The sequence below is a fragment of the Verrucosispora sioxanthis genome (assembly GCF_010560025.1).
Taxonomy (GTDB): Bacteria; Actinomycetota; Actinomycetes; order Mycobacteriales; family Micromonosporaceae; genus Micromonospora; species Micromonospora palythoicola.
In genome coordinates, this window is the sequence record NZ_SAIY01000004.1 from 155,283 (window position 1) to 173,670 (window position 18,388).

At 71.1% G+C, this 18,388-nt stretch carries 19 protein-coding genes and 1 pseudogene; 12 read left to right on the plus strand and 8 right to left on the minus strand.

Translation table 11 applies throughout. The annotated features are described in order from the left end of the window. Positions 1-5 precede the first annotated feature (5 nt). Positions 6-437: a Fur family transcriptional regulator gene (locus ENC19_RS13470; RefSeq protein WP_164447542.1), complete on the plus strand. Its 432-nt coding sequence runs from the start codon at positions 6-8 to the stop codon at positions 435-437. A 32-nt stretch (positions 438-469) separates the two neighbouring features. Here the strand turns inward: ENC19_RS13470 and ENC19_RS13475 are convergent, their stop codons facing one another. From ENC19_RS13475 to rpmF, 4 genes are all read right to left on the minus strand, one after another. Then, on the minus strand, positions 470-877 hold the full coding sequence (locus ENC19_RS13475) for a Fur family transcriptional regulator (protein ID WP_164447543.1): 408 nt from the start codon (positions 875-877) through the stop codon (positions 470-472). 301 nt (positions 878-1,178) lie between these two features. Continuing rightward, positions 1,179-2,015, minus strand: a complete 837-nt coding sequence (locus ENC19_RS13480; RefSeq protein ID WP_166458557.1) for a class I SAM-dependent methyltransferase — start codon at positions 2,013-2,015, stop codon at positions 1,179-1,181. 15 nt (positions 2,016-2,030) lie between these two features. Then, on the minus strand, positions 2,031-3,263 hold the full coding sequence (locus ENC19_RS13485) for a GTP-binding protein (protein ID WP_164447544.1): 1,233 nt from the start codon (positions 3,261-3,263) through the stop codon (positions 2,031-2,033). Next, positions 3,260-3,439: a 50S ribosomal protein L32 gene (gene rpmF / locus ENC19_RS13490; protein WP_164447545.1), complete on the minus strand. Its 180-nt coding sequence runs from the start codon at positions 3,437-3,439 to the stop codon at positions 3,260-3,262. Before rpmF ends, ENC19_RS13485 begins: the two co-directional genes overlap by 4 nt. A gap of 171 nt (positions 3,440-3,610) precedes the next feature. On the opposite strand from rpmF, the gene ENC19_RS13495 reads away from it, so the two are divergent. After that, the gene (locus ENC19_RS13495; protein WP_164447546.1) at positions 3,611-4,063 is read left to right on the plus strand and encodes a hypothetical protein; all 453 of its coding nucleotides are present in this window, start codon (positions 3,611-3,613) and stop codon (positions 4,061-4,063) included. A gap of 145 nt (positions 4,064-4,208) precedes the next feature. On the opposite strand, the gene aztA is transcribed toward ENC19_RS13495, so the two are convergent. After that, entirely contained in the window at positions 4,209-4,853 is a 645-nt protein-coding gene (gene aztA / locus ENC19_RS13500; protein ID WP_164447547.1) for a zinc ABC transporter ATP-binding protein AztA, read from the minus strand. A gap of 50 nt (positions 4,854-4,903) precedes the next feature. On the opposite strand from aztA, the gene aztB reads away from it, so the two are divergent. From aztB to ENC19_RS13525, 5 genes are all read left to right on the plus strand, one after another. Further along, on the plus strand, positions 4,904-5,782 hold the full coding sequence (aztB, locus tag ENC19_RS13505; RefSeq protein ID WP_164447906.1) for a zinc ABC transporter permease AztB: 879 nt from the start codon (positions 4,904-4,906) through the stop codon (positions 5,780-5,782). Beyond that, positions 5,779-6,972 carry a hypothetical protein gene (locus tag ENC19_RS13510; RefSeq protein WP_164447548.1) on the plus strand — a complete coding sequence of 398 codons (1,194 nt, stop codon included), beginning with the start codon at positions 5,779-5,781 and terminating at the stop codon, positions 6,970-6,972. Before aztB ends, ENC19_RS13510 begins: the two co-directional genes overlap by 4 nt. After that, the gene (aztC, locus tag ENC19_RS13515; RefSeq protein WP_164447549.1) at positions 6,969-7,880 is read left to right on the plus strand and encodes a zinc ABC transporter substrate-binding protein AztC; all 912 of its coding nucleotides are present in this window, start codon (positions 6,969-6,971) and stop codon (positions 7,878-7,880) included. Before ENC19_RS13510 ends, aztC begins: the two co-directional genes overlap by 4 nt. A 79-nt stretch (positions 7,881-7,959) precedes the next feature. Further along, positions 7,960-9,141, plus strand: a complete 1,182-nt coding sequence (gene aztD, locus ENC19_RS13520; RefSeq protein ID WP_164447550.1) for a zinc metallochaperone AztD — start codon at positions 7,960-7,962, stop codon at positions 9,139-9,141. 7 nt (positions 9,142-9,148) lie between these two features. After that, positions 9,149-9,946: a class I SAM-dependent methyltransferase gene (locus tag ENC19_RS13525; protein WP_309246315.1), complete on the plus strand. Its 798-nt coding sequence runs from the start codon at positions 9,149-9,151 to the stop codon at positions 9,944-9,946. A 360-nt stretch (positions 9,947-10,306) separates the two neighbouring features. Here ENC19_RS13525 and ENC19_RS13530 read toward each other — a convergent pair whose 3' ends face one another. From ENC19_RS13530 to ENC19_RS13540, 3 genes are all read right to left on the minus strand, one after another. Further along, the gene (locus ENC19_RS13530) at positions 10,307-10,471 is read right to left on the minus strand and encodes a hypothetical protein (protein ID WP_164447551.1); all 165 of its coding nucleotides are present in this window, start codon (positions 10,469-10,471) and stop codon (positions 10,307-10,309) included. Positions 10,472-11,286: 815 nt separating this feature from the next. Next, on the minus strand, positions 11,287-12,051 hold the full coding sequence (locus ENC19_RS13535) for an HAD family hydrolase (RefSeq protein WP_164447552.1): 765 nt from the start codon (positions 12,049-12,051) through the stop codon (positions 11,287-11,289). A 119-nt stretch (positions 12,052-12,170) separates the two neighbouring features. Next, positions 12,171-13,709, minus strand: a complete 1,539-nt coding sequence (locus ENC19_RS13540) for a PQQ-dependent sugar dehydrogenase (RefSeq protein WP_164447553.1) — start codon at positions 13,707-13,709, stop codon at positions 12,171-12,173. 100 nt (positions 13,710-13,809) lie between these two features. Here ENC19_RS13540 and ENC19_RS13545 point away from each other — a divergent pair, with 100 nt between their 5' ends. From ENC19_RS13545 to ENC19_RS13565, 5 genes and pseudogenes are all read left to right on the plus strand, one after another. Beyond that, positions 13,810-14,355 (plus strand): GNAT family N-acetyltransferase, encoded by a 546-nt coding sequence (locus ENC19_RS13545; RefSeq protein ID WP_164447554.1) that lies wholly within the window; start codon positions 13,810-13,812, stop codon positions 14,353-14,355. A 138-nt stretch (positions 14,356-14,493) separates the two neighbouring features. Beyond that, the gene (locus tag ENC19_RS13550; protein ID WP_164447555.1) at positions 14,494-15,672 is read left to right on the plus strand and encodes a sensor histidine kinase; all 1,179 of its coding nucleotides are present in this window, start codon (positions 14,494-14,496) and stop codon (positions 15,670-15,672) included. After that, a pseudogene (locus tag ENC19_RS31410) lies at positions 15,662-16,916 on the plus strand (hypothetical protein). The gene ENC19_RS13550 and the pseudogene ENC19_RS31410 overlap by 11 nt, the downstream one beginning before the upstream one ends. Beyond that, positions 16,889-17,602 carry a response regulator transcription factor gene (locus ENC19_RS13560; protein WP_164447556.1) on the plus strand — a complete coding sequence of 238 codons (714 nt, stop codon included), beginning with the start codon at positions 16,889-16,891 and terminating at the stop codon, positions 17,600-17,602. The pseudogene ENC19_RS31410 and the gene ENC19_RS13560 overlap by 28 nt, the downstream one beginning before the upstream one ends. 74 nt (positions 17,603-17,676) lie before the next feature. Next, positions 17,677-18,378, plus strand: a complete 702-nt coding sequence (locus ENC19_RS13565) for a hypothetical protein (RefSeq protein ID WP_164447557.1) — start codon at positions 17,677-17,679, stop codon at positions 18,376-18,378. Positions 18,379-18,388 lie beyond the last annotated feature (10 nt).

Genomic DNA, 18,388 nt, shown 5'->3' on the forward strand with positions numbered 1-18,388 from the left:
CGGCGATGACCGAGACCGCGCCCCCCGCCGACGCGTCGCTGCCGGCAATCGGGGTACGCACCACCCGGCAACGGCAGGCCATCCTCACCGCGCTGACCGGCCGGACCCACCCGATGACCGCCCAGGCCGTGCACACCGCGCTGACCGGTGCCGGTCACCGGATCGGTCTCAGCACCGTGTACCGCGCGCTGCACCGGCTCGCCGAGGTCGGGCTGCTGCACTCGTTCGAGGTGGGCGGGGAACGCGCCTACCGGCGCTGCCCGGACACCACGCACCAACACCTGCTCTGCGACAAGTGCGGCCTGATCACCGAGTGCCCACCGCACCTGGTGGACGCCTGGCTCACCGAACTACGTGCGACAACCGGCTTCACTCCGCACGCCGACCGGATCGACCTGCACGGGCACTGCGCCGACTGCACCGCAGCGGCGCGGTAGATCCCGTACCACGGCTTGCCCTGGGCGGGCAGTCACCGGGTGGTGCAGGCGGCGCAGGTGCCCATGATCTCCAGGGTGTGGTTGACGTCGGTGAACCCGTGCTGGTCGGCCGTGCGGCGGGCCCACGTCTCGACGGCGGGGCCGGTGATCTCGACGGTGCGGCCACAGTGCCGGCACACCAGATGGTGGTGGTGGGTGCGGCTGCACCGCCGGAACAGCTGCTCACCGGTGGGCAGGCGCAGGATGTCCACCTCACCCGCGTCGGCCAGAGCCTGCAGAGTGCGGTAGACGGTGGTGAGTCCCACCGCGGCTCCCCCCTCGCGGAGCTCCGCGTGCAGACGTTGCGCGCTGCGGAACTCGTCCGAGCGAGCGAGCAGCTCGACCACCTCCGCCCGCTGTCGGGTGTTGCGGACGGCACCGGGGATCGGATTCGTTGTCATCGACAGTCACCTCCTCCTTGCTCCGCCCGGTCCGGGTGTTCCGAGGATCGCGACGGTGATGCTAGCCGACAAGGTCACCGTGCCGGTCGAGGATCACACCGATGCAGGTCAGCGGAGCGGCAGGTCGGACTCTCGGATGAGGTCGACGACAGCCTGCCGGTGGTGTGGTGTCTCGATCGGCCCGATCAGCGCTGGCCGTCCGCCCGCCGCGCTACTGAGCAGGAGCAGCGCGGGCGCCCGATGGCAGGCACCGAGGCAGCCCGCCCGGATCAGGACCGCGTTCCGGCTGGACCGCACCGCTTCACGGACGGCACCGACGTAATCCGCCGGAGCCTCCGACCCGCCCGCTCGGCGTAGTGCGTGGCAGCGATGGCCGTCGCAGTAGATGACGGTGACCCCGGCGTGCGCGTTGGCGCTCATCGGCCGTCCAGCGGCGGCGGAAGGCCATCAGGGCGTGGTCCGCCCTCCGGTGCAGTACCGTCACGTCGGAGAAGCCGGCCCGCCAGGCGGTCTCCCGGTGCCAGTCGACCGGCGCGGCGAACTCCGCGCAGACGAGACCGGCCAGGGCGGTTGCCCGCTCGCGCAGCAGCGGCGCCATCGCCGGTTCGCCGGCCAGCATCGTCCACCACGCGGTCCAGGGGTCTACGCCCGTGTCTGCCAGCGGCGGTGCCGTGGACGGAGCGTCCCGCATCACGTCACCGACGAGTAGCAGCCCGCCTGGCCGCAGCAGTTGCCGGGCCTCGGCGTACCAGTCGCGGACCCGGTCTTCGGGCAGATAGTGCACGGTCATCAGCGCCAGCACCACGTCGTACGGGCCACCGGCCGGGGCGAGCCACTGCGCGGTGCCGAGGTCAGCCCGGACGGTGCGCACGTGCGGCAACACGGTGGCGGTCAGCGCCAGCAGGACCGGGTCGACGTCCAGCACGGTGATGTGCGCGTCGGGCCACCGCCGCAGCACCGCCTCCGCGGTGGTGCCCGGCCCGCCGCCGACATCGAGCACCCGCTCCGGTCGCCGCCCGTGAGCCTTCTCGGCAGCGGCGAGGCCGGCGGCGAGAAGCTCGTCCCGACCCGGCTGGTAGTGCCGCATCACCGACTCCCAGTCCCGCCGCCACCGGGCCACGTCAGCGTGAGCGAGCATCGTCGCCATGATTGATCAGACCCGCACCGGCTCGACGTGGTCGTGCTCGTGCAGGTCGCCCATGTCCCACTCGGGGAACGGATCGGGCAGGGCCTGCCACGTCGGCTCCCCGGCGGCGACCTCCGGGTCGGTGAGCAGGCAGGCGGTCAGGGCGTCCCGCAGCCCGTCGCCGTCCAGACCGACGCCGATGAAGACCAGCTCCTGCTGGCGGTCACCGAACGTCGGATGCCAGCGGGACTCCAACTCGGTCCGTTCAACGGGATCCTCCGGCCACTGTCCCGACACCGCAACCGGGACGCCGGCCGGATCGCACCGCCCGGACGGACCTGCCTGTGACCAGAGAGCCACCGCGTCCGGCCGGCTGGCCAGCCAGAGGAACCCTTTCGAGCGCACCACACCGAAGGCGTCCAGGCCGCCGGCGAGCAACTCCCACAGGCGCTGCGGATGGAACGGCCGGTGGTCGCGGAACACGATGCTGGAGATGCCGTACTCCTCGGTCTCCGGCACGTGCTCACCGTTGAGTTCGGCCACCCAACCGGGCGCGGTCTCCGCTCGATCCAGGTCGAACCGACCGGTGTTCATGATCACCGCCGGTGACACCCGACCGCGCACGGCACGGACCTGCCGGGCCGCCGGGTTGAGCCGGGTCAGCAGCGCCTCCACCACCGTCAGGTCCTCCGGGGCCACCAGATCGGTCTTGTTCACCACCAGCACGTCGGCGAACTCGATCTGGTCGACCAACAGGTCGGCAATGCTCCGGTCGTCGCCCTCGTACGCGGCCAGGCCGCGCGCTTCCAGCGTCTCTCCCACGTCGATCCGGGCCAGCAGACCCGCCGCGTCGACCACGGTGACCGTGGTGTCGAGCCGAGCCAGATCGTCCAGGATCTGCCCGCCCTCCACCCCGAAGGCGAACGTGGCGGCCACCGGCATCGGCTCGGAGATCCCGCTGGACTCGATCAGCAGATAGTCGAACCGACCCAACCGCGCGAGGCGGGCCACCTCGTCGAACAGGTCGTCGCGCAGCGTGCAGCAGATGCAGCCGTTGGTCAGCTCGACCAGGCGTTCCTCGGTCCGTGACAGCGCCCCGCCGTCCCGGACCAGCGCGGCGTCAATGTTGATCTCACTCATGTCGTTGACGATCACCGCCACCCTCAGCCCGTCCCGGTTGGCCAGGACGTGGTTGAGCAGGCTGGTCTTGCCGGCACCGAGAAACCCCGACAGGACCGTCACCGGCAGCCGCCCGGTCACGGCTGTTCCACCACCTGACGCCCCTTGTACAGGCCGCAGTGCGTGCATGCCCGGTGCGGCACCACCATCTCCTTGCGCGGACAGGGGCAGGGGGTCAACTGCGGCACACTCGCCTTCCACTGCGCCCGCCGGTGACGCGTGTTGGACCGCGACATCTTCCGCTTCGGAACGGCCACAGGAACTCCTTCAGCTCGGGGTCACGGCACAGACTACCGGTATCGGTTTTCGTTTTCACAGGCTGCCTTGACCAGCTGTCGGCACAGCAGCTGCCACTGGAACACGTAAACAAATGCGCAACTAAGCATGTATCGTTGGCCCCGAGAGCGAGGCACGCAAAGGAGGGCGACATGAGCACAGACACCATCCACCCCACCCATCCCGCCGGACACCAGCACACGCACGGCCCCGAGTGCGGGCACGTGGGCGTGCGGCATCTCGGGCACGTGGACTTCCTGCACGACGGGCACCTGCACCACGCCCACGACGGGCATTACGACGAGTGCAGCGTCGAGGGGCACAGCCCCGCCGAGGCACACGAACACCGGCACGCCGAAGGCTGCGGGCACGTGTCGTTCGCCCATGACGGCCACACCGACTACCTGCACGACGGGCACGTGCACCACGCCCACGACGGGCACTACGACGAGTGCGCGTCAAGCGAGCACGTGGTAGCCGAGGAGCACGACCACGTCCACGGAGACGGGTGCGGCCACTCCCCCGTGCTGCACGGCGACCACCTGGACTACGTGCACCACGGTCACCGGCACGCCGCACACGGCGGCCATTACGACGAGCACTGAACCCGGTTTCGACCGGGCTCGTCCCGCCCCGGCCGGAAGCCGGCGTAACTCAGGCGCCAGTCCGGGCTGCGGCTGCTCCATCGCCACGACGCCAGGGACGGGCGGTGGACAGCCCGCCCGGGCGGCCCGGCACTCATGATCATTGCTACACAGGGGCGTCGGTGATGGTGTACTCCACCGCACCCGCGAGTCGCACCGTGCGATCGGCGAGGGCCGCGTCGGCGTCGTCGTGACTGGCGTAGACCACCGCCGCTCCGGCCCGGACCCGTTCGGCGAGCAGGTCGTGGACGCGTTGCCGGCTCGTCGCGTCGAGGGCGACCGTGGGCTCGTCCAGTACGTAGATGTCGGCGACCTGGACGAGCGCCTGGGCGATGAGGGTGCGCTGACGCTGCCCGCCGGACAGCTCACGCAACCGCCGCCGGGCCAGGTGGACGAGGTCGAGCCGCTCCATGATCGTGCTCACGGCGGCATGGTCGTCGCGATTCAGGCGTCGACGCGGCCGGAACCGACCGATCTGCACGCACTCCGCGACGGTCAGCGGGAGCGCATCGATGCCGCTGGTGCGCTGCGGGAGCAGCGCCAGCCGGCAGCCGGCCCGGCGCCGGACGCTGCCCTCAGCCGGCTCCTCGACGCCTGCCAGCAGGTGCAGCAGAGTGCTCTTGCCGGAACCGTTCGCGCCGGTCACGGCGACCGTGGTGGCAGCCTCCACGCGCAGGTTCACGTCTCGCAGCACCGGGATGCCGGCGTACCGGAAGGCCACGTGCTCGACGGTCAGGACCTCGGCGCCCAACGCTCCCCCAAATGATATCGATTATCAATTGCACTATAGTCGACCCGGTGATGGCGTCACTCCTCGAACCGTTCACCGTGTCCTTCGTCGTCCGCTCGCTGATCGGCGGCGTCCTACTGGCCGCGGTGTGCGCCCTGGTCGGCGTGTGGGTGATCGCCCGCGGCATGACCTTTCTCGGCGAGGCCATGAGCCACGGCATGCTGCCCGGTGTCGCCATCGCATCGATCTTCGGCGGCAACCTCGTCGTCGGAGCCGCCGCCAGCGCGTTCGCCATGGCGGTCGGCGTCAACGCCCTGCGGCACAGCCGAGAGTTCGGGCGCGACACCAGCATCGGGCTGCTGTTCGTGGGGATGCTCTCGGTCGGGGTGATCGTCGTGTCGCACTCGCGGTCGTTCGCGACCGACCTGACCGCCTTCCTCTTCGGTGACGTGCTGGCCATCCGGTGGCCCGACCTACTGCTGCTCGCTGCCGCGGTCGCCGTCGTCGCGGTGGCCTCCGCCATCTGTTACCGACCGTTCCTGGCGCTCACCTTCGACCCGCGCAAGGCGCGGACCCTCAGCCTGCGCCCCGAGGTCGCCAACGCCGTCATGCTGGCCCTGCTCACCATCACGATGGCGGTCGCCTTCAGTGTCGTCGGCACACTGCTCGCCTTCGGGATGCTTATCGCACCCTCGGCGGCGGCAATGCTCGTGGCGCGCCGGCTGCCGGCGGTGATGCTCACCAGCTTCGGCATCGGCTCGGCCGCGACCGTGATCGGTCTGTGGATCTCCTGGTACGCGGCGACCGCTGCCGGCGCCACGATCGCCGCCGTCGCGGTAGCGATGTTCTTCGGGATTCTCGGCGTGCGACGGGTCACGACCGCAGCGCGACGCCATCGGTCATCGGTCCCCACGCTCCCCCCCATCCCCGCACCGGAAGGATCTTCGTGATCACCAGCACCACCGGAAGGCTCCTCGGCGTGGCCGCCCTGGGCCTCACGCTCGCGATCTCCGCTTGCGGCTCGACAGGACAACAACCACAGGACGTCGAGGAGACGCCGCACGGCTACGTCGAGGGCGCCGAGGAACTGGCCGAAGCGCAGTCGACAATCGCGTACGCGACCCGCGGCGCCCAGCGGCTGCGCCTGCTCGACCTGCGCACCAGCGCGGAGAACGAGATCGGGCTGTCGGTCGGTGCCGAGCAGCTCACCGAGGACGGCCGCTTCGTCTACGTCGACGGCGGCGACCGCACCCTCGAGATCGTCGACGCCGGAGTGTGGACTGTCGACCATGTCGACCACGTCCACTACTACCGGGCACCGTCCCGGTCGGTGGGCACGCTGTCGCTCGACGCACCGGTCCGGACGATCGCCGGTTTCGAGGCCCACACCACGGTCGGCACCACCGACGGGAAGGTGACGGTCCTCGACCGACGCGAACTCGAGGCCGGCAAGGTCGCCAAACTGGCCACGATCGACTCGAAGAGCTCCACGCCGCTGGCCGTACCGTACGCCGAGCAACTCCTCGTCGCCCTGGGCGACGATCCCCGGCGGCCGGCCGACCGCATCGTCGCCATGGACGCAAAGGGCCAGCCGACAGGTGCCTTCGAGGTGCCCTGCGCGGCGCCCCGTGGGTGGGCCGTCCTGCGTGGCGGCGCGGTCTTCGCCTGTGCGGACAGTTTCGTACGGGTCAAGCTGGAGGGCGAAAAGCTCGCCGCCAAGACGCTGGCCTCCCCGCGGACACCGGTGGCGTCGGACGGGTTCGGCTACCGCCCGCGCAGCAACGAGGCCGCGGTGGCCGACCAGGCCGGCATCTGGTCGGTGAACGCCGCCAAGGCCACCCTGCGGTACGTGCCGGCCACCGGCCGCGAACTGGTGGCCGCTGCGTCACCTGCTGACGGCAGTACGGTGCTCGCCCTCGACGCGTCCGAGAACCTGATCAGCTATGACCTCGAGACCGGCAAGATCCTCGCCGAGAAGCCGCTGCGCGCCGCCAGCCTGACGCTGGACATCGACCGCGCCTACCTGGCCGATCCGAAGGCCCAGGTCATCCACGAGATCGACTACCGCGACGGGCTACGCACCGCCCGCGCGCTGCAGGTCACCGAACGACCGGATCTCGCCGTGGAGGTCGGCCGATGAGAGCACGACAGCTTCTCGCGATGCTCTTCGTCGGTGCCCTGCTGACCGGCGGCGCGGCCTGCGCCTCACGGGACGACTCCCGCATCGTGGTGACCACGAACATCCTTGGCGACGTCGTCAACGAGATCGTCGGCGACGAGGCCGAGGTGAGCGTGCTGATGAAACCGAACGCCGACCCGCACTCGTTCGCCATCTCGGCCCGGGAGGCGCACACCATGCAGACGGCCGACCTGGTCGTCTACAACGGCCTGGGACTCGAAGAGGGCGTCCTGCGCCACGTCGAGTCGGCGAAGGCCGAGGGCGTCCACACCGTCGAGGTGGGTGCCAGGATCGACTCGATGGAGTACCAGGACGGCGACGCCGCCGGCCTGCCGGATCCGCACTTCTGGACGGATTTGGAGCGGGTGGTCACGGCGGTGGGGCTGCTCGCCGACGAAATCATCGAGCACGTCGACGGGGTGGACGCCCGCGCGGTGCGGGAGCGCGCGGAGGCGTACGCGAAGAGGGTCGGCGAGCTGGATGCGGACCTCGCGCGGCGGTTCGCCGCCATCCCGCCGGAGCGTCGGGTCCTGGTCACCAACCACCACGTGTTCGGCTATCTCGCCGATCGCTACGATTTCACGATCATCGGCGCGATCATCCCGAGCGGCACGACGCTCGCGTCGCCGAGCTCGTCGGATCTCGCCTCGCTGGTCACCGCCATCCGGACCCACCGGGTGCCGGCGATCTTCGTCGACACCTCACAGCCGGCCCGGCTCGCCGAGGTGCTCGTCTCGGAGGCAGACATCAACGTCAAGGTGATCGCCCTGTACTCGGAGTCGCTCAGTGAAGCCGACGGCGGCGCCCCCAGCTACCTGGCGATGATGCGCTTCAACACCGAGGCGATCATCGGCGGCCTCTCCGGTTGACACACCCCCACGTCGGGCCGGGAAGCACCCCGTGTAGAGTTAATAGAAATGATTGTCAGTTGCAATTGAGGAGTAGTTCGTGAGGCATCGCAGAATCAGCGGCGCGGCCGCCCTGGTGGCGGCCACGCTGGCGCTCACCGCGTGCGCGTCCGATGCGGACGAGGGCAACGCACCGTCGGCCAGCTCGTCCGCCGCGGCCTCGGTGCAGGAGCCGGTGGCGATCACCTACGACGGCGGCATCTACGTGCTCGACGGCGAGGCGCTCAAGGTGGCGCACAACGTCACCCTGCCCGGCTTCAACCGGGTGAACCCGGCCGGCAACGACAGCAACGTCTTCGTCTCCACTGAGTCCGGGTTCCAGGTCCTCGACGCGGGCGCCGGCAAGATGACCGACATCAGCTATCCGGGCCCCAAGCCCGGCCACGTCGTGCTGCACGGTGACCGCACCGTGCTGTTCACCGACGGCACCGGCGAGGTGCACAGCTTCGACCCGAAGACCCTCGCCGACGGCAAGCCCGAGGGACGCCAGTACAAGACCGCGCAGCCGCACCACGGCGTGGCCGTGGAACTCGCCGACGGCACCCTGGTCGTGACCCTCGGCACGGAGGAGTCGCGCCCGGGAGCTATCGCGCTGGACAAGGACGGCAAGGAGATCGCCCGCAGCGAGGAGTGCCCCGGCGTGCACGGCGAGGCGGTGGCCCAGGGCGAGGTCGTGGGCCTCGGCTGCACGGACGGCGTACTGCTGTTCAAGAACGGCGCCTTCGTGAAGGTCAGGAGCGCGGGTGCGTACGGCGCCGTCGCCACCCAGGTGGGCAGCGAGAAGTCGCCCGTCCTGCTCGGCGACTACAAGGTCGAGCCGGACGCGGAGCGCGAGTTCCCCGAGCAGTTCGCGCTCATCGACACGGCGGCCCAGAAGCTCCAGGTCGTGCCGATGCCCGAAGGCGTCAGCTACAGCTTCCGCTCGTTGGCCCGCGGTCCGCAGGGCGAGGGCCTGATCCTCGGCACCGACGGCAAGCTGCACGTGGTCGACCCCGCCTCCGGCAAGCTGACCAACTCGTGGCCGGTGGTCGGCGCGTGGCAGGAACCGATGCAGTGGCAGGAGCCGCGCCCGGCCCTGTTCGTCCGCGGTGACGACGCCTACATCACCGAGCCCGCCACAAAGCAGGTGCACCGGCTCGACCTCAGCACCGGCAAGGTCGTCGGATCGGTGACGCTCGACGCGGTCCCGAACGAGATCAGCGGCACGCTGTCGGCGCACTGACATCCCGGTGACCGGCGGTGGAGGCGACCTCGTCTCCACCGCCGGTCGCATAAGCGACAACCACTACGAGAGGGCACGGATGAACGGCGACGAATACCACGACTCGGGCGAGTTCCTCGACCTGCTCAGTCTCGACGCGTGGCAGGCGCTGCGTGATCCGGTACGGTCCGCGTTGGCCGGCGCCGCACCGCAGGCGGGCCCTATTGTGGACCTCGGAGCGGGCAGCGGGCTCGGCACCCTGCTCATCGCCGAGGTGTTACCGGCCGCGCGGATCCTGGCGGTCGAGCCGTCGGCCGTCCAGCGCGCGGCCCTGCTCTGCCGACTCGGCCCCATCCCCGAGCTGCGGGAGCGGGTCACGGTGGTGGCCGCCGCAGCGCAGGACGTCCCCCTGCCGGACCGGATCGGCGGCGCGGTCGCGATGAACATGATCGGGCATCTGGCACCGCCCGCCCGTCGCGAGTTGTGGGGGCGGCTGCGCGACAAGCTCGCCGACGGTGCGCCCCTGGTGGTCAACGCGCAACCGCCGGCAGAGCCGATGGAGATTCCGGAGGCGGAGTTCGTGAGGGTGCGGGTGGGTGACCACACCTATGTGGGCAACGGAGCGGCACAGCCGGACGGACCGGACACTCTGCGGTGGCGGATGCGCTACCGGGTGCTCGACCAAGACGGCCAACCGGTACGCGAGGTCACTGCCGCCTACAGATGGTACGTCGTGTCACCGGAGGCGATCATCGCCGAACTGTCCGCGGCCGGTCTCGACGCGGTCGTCGGCCCAATGGACGTGGTACGCGCGGTAGCCCGCTGATTCGGACTTCCTGGCCGCCCTGCTTGCCACCAGTGGCAGCAGGGCGGTGATCTTGTAAATCGAACACGGGAACGTCCGTCCCGACGAGATCACCTCGCTCCCCGGTGTGGCGGATGCCGCAGTAGCCTGCGACATCCGCCAACGACTCGTCGTGACCCGACTCCGGGCCGGGTCAGATCGCGGTGAGGGTAGGGGTGGCGGCGTAGGTGCCGGGAGCGGTGTCAGTGGGCAGCTCCAGCCGAAGACCAGCGTCCAGTTGAGCGGTTCCGCGGCCGGCGCCGGCCGGCGCCGATCCGAGGACACAGCCGGTCGTCAGACCGGTGCCGCCGGAAAGACTGCCCGGCACCGTGGGACCCGGCGTCACCTCCTGCGCCGGGGCCTGCTCCAGACGTTCGGCTCCCAGCCGAGGAACGCGCCGCTGACCGAACCGTTGTCGGAGGTGAAGTCGCTGACCTGGGCGGAGACGTTCCAGCCGGGTGCCGCGGCACGGGTGTCGGTGAAGTGACCGCCCCGGCAAGCGTCCACCGAATCCCATCGGGGTGGGCGGCCTGCTCGAGGTGCTCGGTCGACCAGCCCGGCCACAGCAATCCGGCCTGCTGGGTCTGCGAGACCTGCCAGACAGGGCTGCCGGCGGCCCCGTCTGGCAGGCGTACCGCGGGTCGTTCGGGACCGAGGTCCTCGACTCCGGCAGCAGCTGCAGCACCACGTCGTCCGGGTCGTGCCAGTAGGCCTGCTCGCCCGCGGGCTTTTTGGCCAGGCCCTCGACGGTGGTGTCCTTCACCGTCGTGGTGAATACGCCGTCGCGGTGCACCGAGGCGATGTCGACGTGCCCGTCGTTGAGGATCACCGCGCCGCTGTTCGTCCTGGACCAGTTGGGCACGTTCCACGGGGCTCTTCAGGGACGTGGATCTCTGTACGCTCTGGCGTACCTGCCTGTACACCCGGCCCTGTACTCCGACATCGCCCCTACCAGGGGTCGCAACTAGTTGTTGGCGTCGGCGCACAGATGCTCGGCGTTGGTGTCCTCATCGCCCCTACCAGGGGTGGCAACTTAGATCAGAAGGCAGAGTTGGCAGAAGCTGACCCGGCTCGGCACCCTCATCGCCCCCGGAAAGTTACGGGCTTTCCACTAAAAGCCACCAGTGAGCCCGGTGTGAGCCCGGACGGCCTAGCATCCGGCGCTATCGAGCACTATGGACTGGGATCGGCAGGGGTATCTAGCTGGACAGATAGATACCCCTGCGGACTGCCAAGCACCCAGGATCATGAGCCGGCTTCAACTTCTAATCCCAAGGCCGCAGGTTCGAATCCTGCCGGGCGCGCACCACGTCTCCTCGTCGTCAGCCTGCGGCAACGCGCCCGCGCTGCCGCAGGAGGGCGAGGAGGCCGTGACCGTCCTCGACCCGGGCGTCCGGTCGCAGGTCGGGTGGGGACGGTTCGCGGTCGGTGCGGGGCGAGCGCATCAGGATTGCGGCGCCGGCACCGGCCCGACGAGCGCAGGCCACGTCGCGGTGCACGCTGTCGCCGACGAACCAGCAGTCGCCGATCGGTACGCCGACGGCGTCGGCTGCCAGCCAGGCCAGGCGGGGATTGGGCTTGCGGAGCCCGGCCTCGTCACTGTAGAACTCGGCCACGAACAGGTCGGACAGCCCGGCAGCGGCGAGGAAGTCCCGATGCGCCGCCCCGCAGAGCGCGTTGCTGACCACCGCCATCGGTAGATCCGCCTCGGCCGCGGCCCGCAACGCCTCCGCAATGCCCGGACGGACCTGCCACTCCGATCGCCATGCCCAGGCGTACGCCAGCGGTGTCGCCGCTGCCTCGACCGCCGCGCGGGCCGGTTCGGGCCAGGTACGCGTCACGAAATCCGCCCACACCCGGGTGTGTGGCAGCTCGGCCGGCTCGGCCGAGCGGCCGGCGTCGTCACGCCACCGCGCGTACATCTGACCGCCTTCGGTCAGGTCGGCGGCGATCTGCTCGGTCGACACCGCGCGGCCTACCAGGTCAGACAGCCGATGTACCAGATCCGGTGGCGCCGGGGGCTGACGCGGTGCGTCGGCCAGCACCCCACCGAAGTCCAGCAGGAGCCCATGAGGTGATCGCAACATCCCACCATCCTCGCTCACCCCTGCCGGCAACACCGCCGCCGTCAATCTTGGACAGTTCCCGTTTTTCGCGAACGGGAACTGTCCAAGATCGACTCAACCTGAGTGGTGAAGATCGATGGTCAGTTGGGCTGGCAGGGGGTGCCGTTGAGCTGGAAGTCGGTGGGGCGGTCGTTGGTGCCGGAGTAGGTGGCCTGGAAGCCGAAGCTCACCGTGCCGTTTGTCGGCAGGCTGCCGTTCCAGGCCGCGTTGCGCGCGGTCACGTTCCTGCCGGACTGGGTGACCTGTGCGTTCCACGCGTTGGTGACCTGCTGGTTGCCGCCGAAGGACCAGGTCACGGTCCAGCCGGTCAGGGCGGCGCCCCGGTTGGTGACCCGGACGTCCGCGGTGAAGCCGCTGTTCCACTGGTTGGCCGTCCAGCTCACCGCGCAGTTCGCGGGCCCGGTGGTCGGCGGGGGCGTCGTGGGAGGCGGCGTGGTGGGCGGGGGCGTCGTAGGGGGCGGCATCGTCGGGGGTGGCGTGGTCGGCGGTGGCGTGGTGCCGTCGCCGGGTGGGAAGCGCAGGATGCGGTCGTCGGTGGCGGCCGGCGTGCCTCGGCCGTCCCGGTTGCTGGTGGTGACCCAGAGCCAACCGTCCGGACCGTACTCGACGGTGCGCAGTCGCCCGTAGCTGCCGGCCAGTTCGGCGGTGGGAGTGCCGACCCCGCCGGAGCCGTTCAGCGGCACGTTCCACAGCCGGTTGCCGCGCAGGCTGGCCACGAAGAGCCGGTTCCCGGCGATCGTCGCACCACTCGGTGACGCCTCCGCCGGGGTCCAGGTGAGCAGCGGGTCACGGAAGCGGGGGTCGTTGGCCCTACCCTCCACCGTGGGCCATCCGTAGTTGCCGCCGGCGACGATCAGGTTGATCTCGTCCCAGGTGTTCTGACCGAACTCGGTGGCATACAGCCGGCCCTGGGCGTCCCAGGCCAGCCCCTGCACGTGGCGGTGGCCGAGGCTGTAGACCGGCGAGCCGGCGGTCGGGTTGTCCGGCGGAACGGTGCCGTCGGGTCGGATGCGCAGGATCTTGCCGTTGCGGCTCTGCGGGTCCTGCGCCGACGCGGTCTGTCCGGCGTCGCCCACTCCGACGTAGAGCATGCCGTCGGGTCCGAACGCGATCCGGCCGCCGTTGTGGATCGCCGCACGGTTCAGCCCGGTGAGGACAGGTTGCTGGGTCTGCGGTGCGGTGAGCCGGAACCGGGTGATCCGGTTGTCGGTCGCGGTGGTGAAGTAGACGTAGATCCAGCCGTCCTGGGCGTAGGTCGGTGACACGGCCAGCCCGAGCAGGCCGCCCTCGCTCACCGGAGTCACGCCGGAGATGGTGACCACGGGCTCCGGTGCCTGGCCGGGTCGGACCCGCACCACCTGCCCGGTGGGTCGTTGGGCGACCAGGGCACTGCCGTCGGGCAGGAAGTCCATCCCCCACGGCACCTGCAGGCCGGTGGCAACCGTCTCGGGCCGGGAGAAGTCGAAGTCGCCGACGGCGAGCAACGCGGGTGCCGCGTCACCGAGGGCGTCGGATGGACGTTCGGCGTTCGGGACCGCGCCGGCCAGGCCGGCGACGCCGACGCTGCCGGCGACCAGACCGGCGGTGAGTACGGCCCCGACCGCGAGTCGGATCTTCATGCCACCCCTAGTGCATAGATGTTGGTAAATTTAACACGATGCCCCGGCCGACGCCGGATATCGCTGGCCCGGGCAACCCGCAGGCCGTACGGTCCACGCCATGCGCCTGCGCGAGGAACTGGTAGCCGATCGGGATGCCGTGCACGAGTTGCACCGGCTGGCCTTCGGCAGCCACGGCGAGGTGGTGGCGGCGCTCGTGCGGGCGCTGCGGGACGACGATCCGGAGGCCCTCAGCCTGGTCGCCGAGGAGGACGACGAGGTCGTGGGGCACGTGCTGTTCACCCGCAGCCTGCTCGACGCGCCGCGTCGCCTCGTACCGGTGCAGGTGCTCAGCCCGCTCGCGGTCGCACCGGACCGGCAGCGGCGCGGCATCGGCGGCGCTCTGATCACCCACGGGCTGCGCCTGCTCGACGAGCGGGGCGTGCCGGCGGTGTTCCTGGAGGGCGACCCCCGCTTCTACTCCCGCTTCGGCTTCGCCGTCGGCGGCGACCTGGGCTTTCGTCGACCGTCGCTGCGCATTCCGGCCCCCGCTTTCCAGGTGGCCAGACTCTCCGGCTACGAGCCGTGGATGACCGGCACGTTCGTCTACTCGGCCACCTTCTGGCAGCAGGACTGTGTGGGGCTCCGCGAGGACGACAGCGGCTGAGTGTGACGGATGGGCGACGTAGCGTCCATCTCGACGTCACCGACGGTCATCATCGCCACTGCCGTGTGTTATTCTTCGGCGTCGATCTCCGCAGCGCGCACCCGGATCGGGTCGTTTGTCGCAAAGGACGCCTTCCCGATGCCGGCCCTGCCCAACCCGATCACGTCACCCGCCACGGTGGACCGCCCGGCCGCTGGCGCGTTCGCGTTCATCTTCACCCGGTTGCCGGCGCTGCTGCGGCTCTCCTGCGGGCTGTTCTGCCTCCCGGTGGCGCTCGCCGTGCGTACCCCACCGGTACGTCCGGAACTGCTGCTACCGGCTGTGGCGGTGCTGACCGCCTGGTCGCTCTGGTACGCGTTGCGCGCCTGGCGGTACGACCTCGGCAACCCACTCGTCGCCGTCGACGTGGCGCTGACCAGCGCCGCATGCCTGGCGATTCCGATCCTGGTCGCGCCCGAGGTGCTGCCCGGCGAGGCGAGTTGGATCGCGGTGCTGGCGAGCACCACCGTGATCAACGCTCAGGCTACCGCTCCGGCCCGGCTGTCCATTCCGGCCGGGCTGCTGGTCGTCGCCGCGTACGCCACGGGTGCGCACGCCGCCGGGAACTCGACCGAGGCGCGGGCCCACGCGGTCACCCTGCTGGTCCAGACCGGCTGCACGGCGATGATGACCGCGGTGATGCGCCGACGTATCGCCCGCGCCGACACCGCGTTCGTGGCCGCGCAGCGCGCCACCCGTAACGCCACGGTCGCCCGGATCGCGCGGGAGGCGGAACGACAGCAGAACCGCGACCTGCACGACACGGTGCTGGCGACGCTCACCATGGTCGGGCAGGGCGCGGTGAGCGAGCCGTCCCCCGCGCTACGCGAGCGGTGTGCCACCGACTTGCGTACCCTCGCCGCCCTGGCGGAGGCGCGCTCCGTGCCGCACGACGCGACGGCCCGGCTGGACGAGCGCCTCCGGGCGGTGCTCGCGCGGCTGCCCGGCCTACCGGTCGCCGCCGACCTACCACCCTGCACGGTGGCGGCGCCGGTCGCGGAGGCCGTCGCGGAGAGCGCACACGCCGCGCTGGCGAACGTGGTGAATCACGCTCCCCGCGCGCGGGCGACACTGCGACTGCGTCGGTTCGCCGGCACCGTCACGGTCGAGGTGAGCGACGACGGTCCCGGTTTCGACCCGGGCAGCGTGCCGGCGCACCGGTACGGCCTGCGCGAGTCGGTACGAGGCCGGATGGCGACGATCGGAGGCCACGCCGACATCGACTCCGCTCCCGGTCGGGGCACCCGGATCCGGCTGGAGTGGTCGGATGTCGGCTGAGCGGTTGCCGGGCGGCCCCGGGGCGAGCGAGACCGGGTTTCGGCCACGGTCCGGCAGAGCGGTGTTCCTCCCGTGGCGGACCCGGCCAGGTCCGGTACCGGCCCAGCGGCTGAGTCCGGCGTCCGACGAGATCGGTGCGGTCCGGGCGGCCGCCGCGGTGGCCCGCACCTCCGACCGGGGCGCCCGGATCGTCGCGGTCACCATCGCGCTGGTCTGGCACCTGGCCATCGGGCTGCCCGCGGTGCTGGCCGCCGGGTCGGCGCTGGCCGTGCCCGAGGTGGTGCTGGGTGGCTGGTTGCTCGTGGCGGCGCTCGGCGTGATCGCCGGGATCCGACTGCTACGCGACACGCCGCTGCCGGCGGCGCCACTGGCCGGCCTGCTGCTCGTGGTGGACGTGGCGGTCTTCGCCACGGTCGGTCGGTCGCACCTGTTCAGCCCGGCGAACTGGGTGGGGGCACCCTCGCCTGGTTCTTCCTGGTGGTGCTCTGGGGCGGCCGGTTGGCCGGCTGCTGGTCCTGCTGGCCGCGCACGCGGCCACCGCGCTGACCGCCGTCGTGCTGCACGGCGCGACGCACGCCGCCGATCTGGCCCGGGCCACGATGGCTCTCTACGGCACGTCGTCGTTGCCGGTGGCGGTCTTCGCCGGGGCGGCGGCGCTCGCCGCGCTGTCCCGGCAGCGGGCCGCCACGGCGGCGACCACGAACGCGATGGTGGCCGAGCGGGAAGCCGCCGAACGCGCCCGGCACGAGCGGGGCGAGCGGCTGAACCTGGTCAGTCGCGCCGCCAGCGAGGTGCTCACCGAGTTGGCCCGCGGGCAGGCCGATCCGGCCGACCCGGAGGTCCAGCGCCGCTGCGTACGCGCTGCCGCTCGGCTGCGTCGCCTGATCGCCGAGTCCGACGACGTGCCCCACCCGCTGCTGCACGAACTGCGCGCCGCAGCCGATCTGGCCGAGCGCAACGGCCTGCCGATCGACCTGGTCACAATTGGTTCACCGCCACCGTTGCCGGTGCGGATCCGCCGGAGCCTGGCGGATCCGCTCACCGCCGGGCTCGCGGACGCACGGGACTGGGCCCGGCTGACCGTCGTCTCCAGCCCGGACGAGGTGGTGGTCAGCCTCGTCACCCCCGACCGGGAGGGCCCGGACGACCCCGGGCATCCGGTGCAGGACGACGACGGGCAGGTGGAGCACCTCTACGAACGGGACGGGAAGATCAGATGGACGCAGACGAGCTGGCACCGGTGACGCCGGGACGGCCCGTCGGTGTGGCGATCGTGGACGACCACCCGGTGGTCATCGACGGGGTGCGCGCCTGGCTCGCCACCGAGCCCCGACTGACCGTGCTGGCCACCGGTGACGATCCGGACGAGGTGTTGCGAGCGGCACCGCAGGCCGACGTGATCCTCCTCGACCTGCGATTACACGGACGGTTGGTGCTGGACAAGCTCGCCGAGCTGAGTTCCGCCGGACGGCGGGTGGTGGTCTACTCCGAACACTCCGACCCGGCGACGATGCTCGCCGCGTTGGACGCCGGGGCGGTGGCGTTCCTCGCCAAGCACGAAGGACGGGAACACTGCGTGGCGACCGTGCTGGACGCGGCGAGCGATCGGCCGTACGTCGCGCCGGCGTTGGCCGGCGCGATGGTCGGCGATCCGCGACCGGACCGGCCGGTGCTGTCCGACAAGGAACGTGAGGCGCTGCTGCTGTGGTTCCAGTCGATGTCCAAGGCGTCGGTGGCCCGGCGGATGCGGATCAGCGAGCACACCGTCAAGCAGTACGTCGACCGGGCGCGGATCAAGTACACGCGGGCCGGCCGCCCGGCCGCCACGAAGGCGGCGCTGCTCGCCCGGGCGATCGAGGACGGACTCGTCCGACCGGAGGAAATTGGTATCTACCGGTCGCGGGCGTCGACCGATCGGCCGACCCCCTAACGGGCGTCATGACAGCGGCGGACGTCTCGGCGAGGCTCATGCGTAGCAGCCGTCCGCACCGGAGGTTTCCGACGATGCACGATGACGCGTCTCCGTTCTTCATCGCGCCGCATCGGTTCGACGCGGTGGACGACGGTACCGGCCCGGTGCTGGACCGGCGGCACGAGCTGGTCCCGGCGAGCGGCGAGCACGTGCTCGACCGCCACCGGGTGGACGTGGCCGGGTATCTGCTCGGTCCCAGCGACGCCTACCGCGCCTGGTCGTTGCCCGCTCCGGTGGCGCTCACCGTCACCGACCACCGGCTGACGTACGTCGGCGGGGACCGGCAGCGCACCGACCTGGGTGCCAGGCGGCGCGGGACAGCCCGCCTGCCCGCACTGGTCAGCGGACAGATCCGCTGGCAGTGGCCGTCCCGGCTGGAGTTGGCGCCCGCCACCGGCGGCAACCCGGCGACGTTGCTGGTGGTCTGTGACGCGCTGCGGACGATCCGGCAGCCGGCGCTCGCCCTGGTCGGTCCCGGCGACCGGATCGGCGAACTCGCCCGGCAGCTGCGCCACGCGATCGCCACGTTCCGGCTGGTCCGGCCGGAGCTGGTGGACCTGTCCCCGCCGGAGCGGGACGCGCTGGCCCGGCTGACCCGGACCGCGTCGCTCAGCGGCACGGGCCGGGTGCTGCTGCCCGGTGCCCTGCCGGTGGAGTTCCACTCCCGCGAGGACTACTACCGGCCGAGGCACGCCGACGCGCAGCCGTACGACGCGGCGTCCGGCCAGCGGTAGGCCGCCGGCC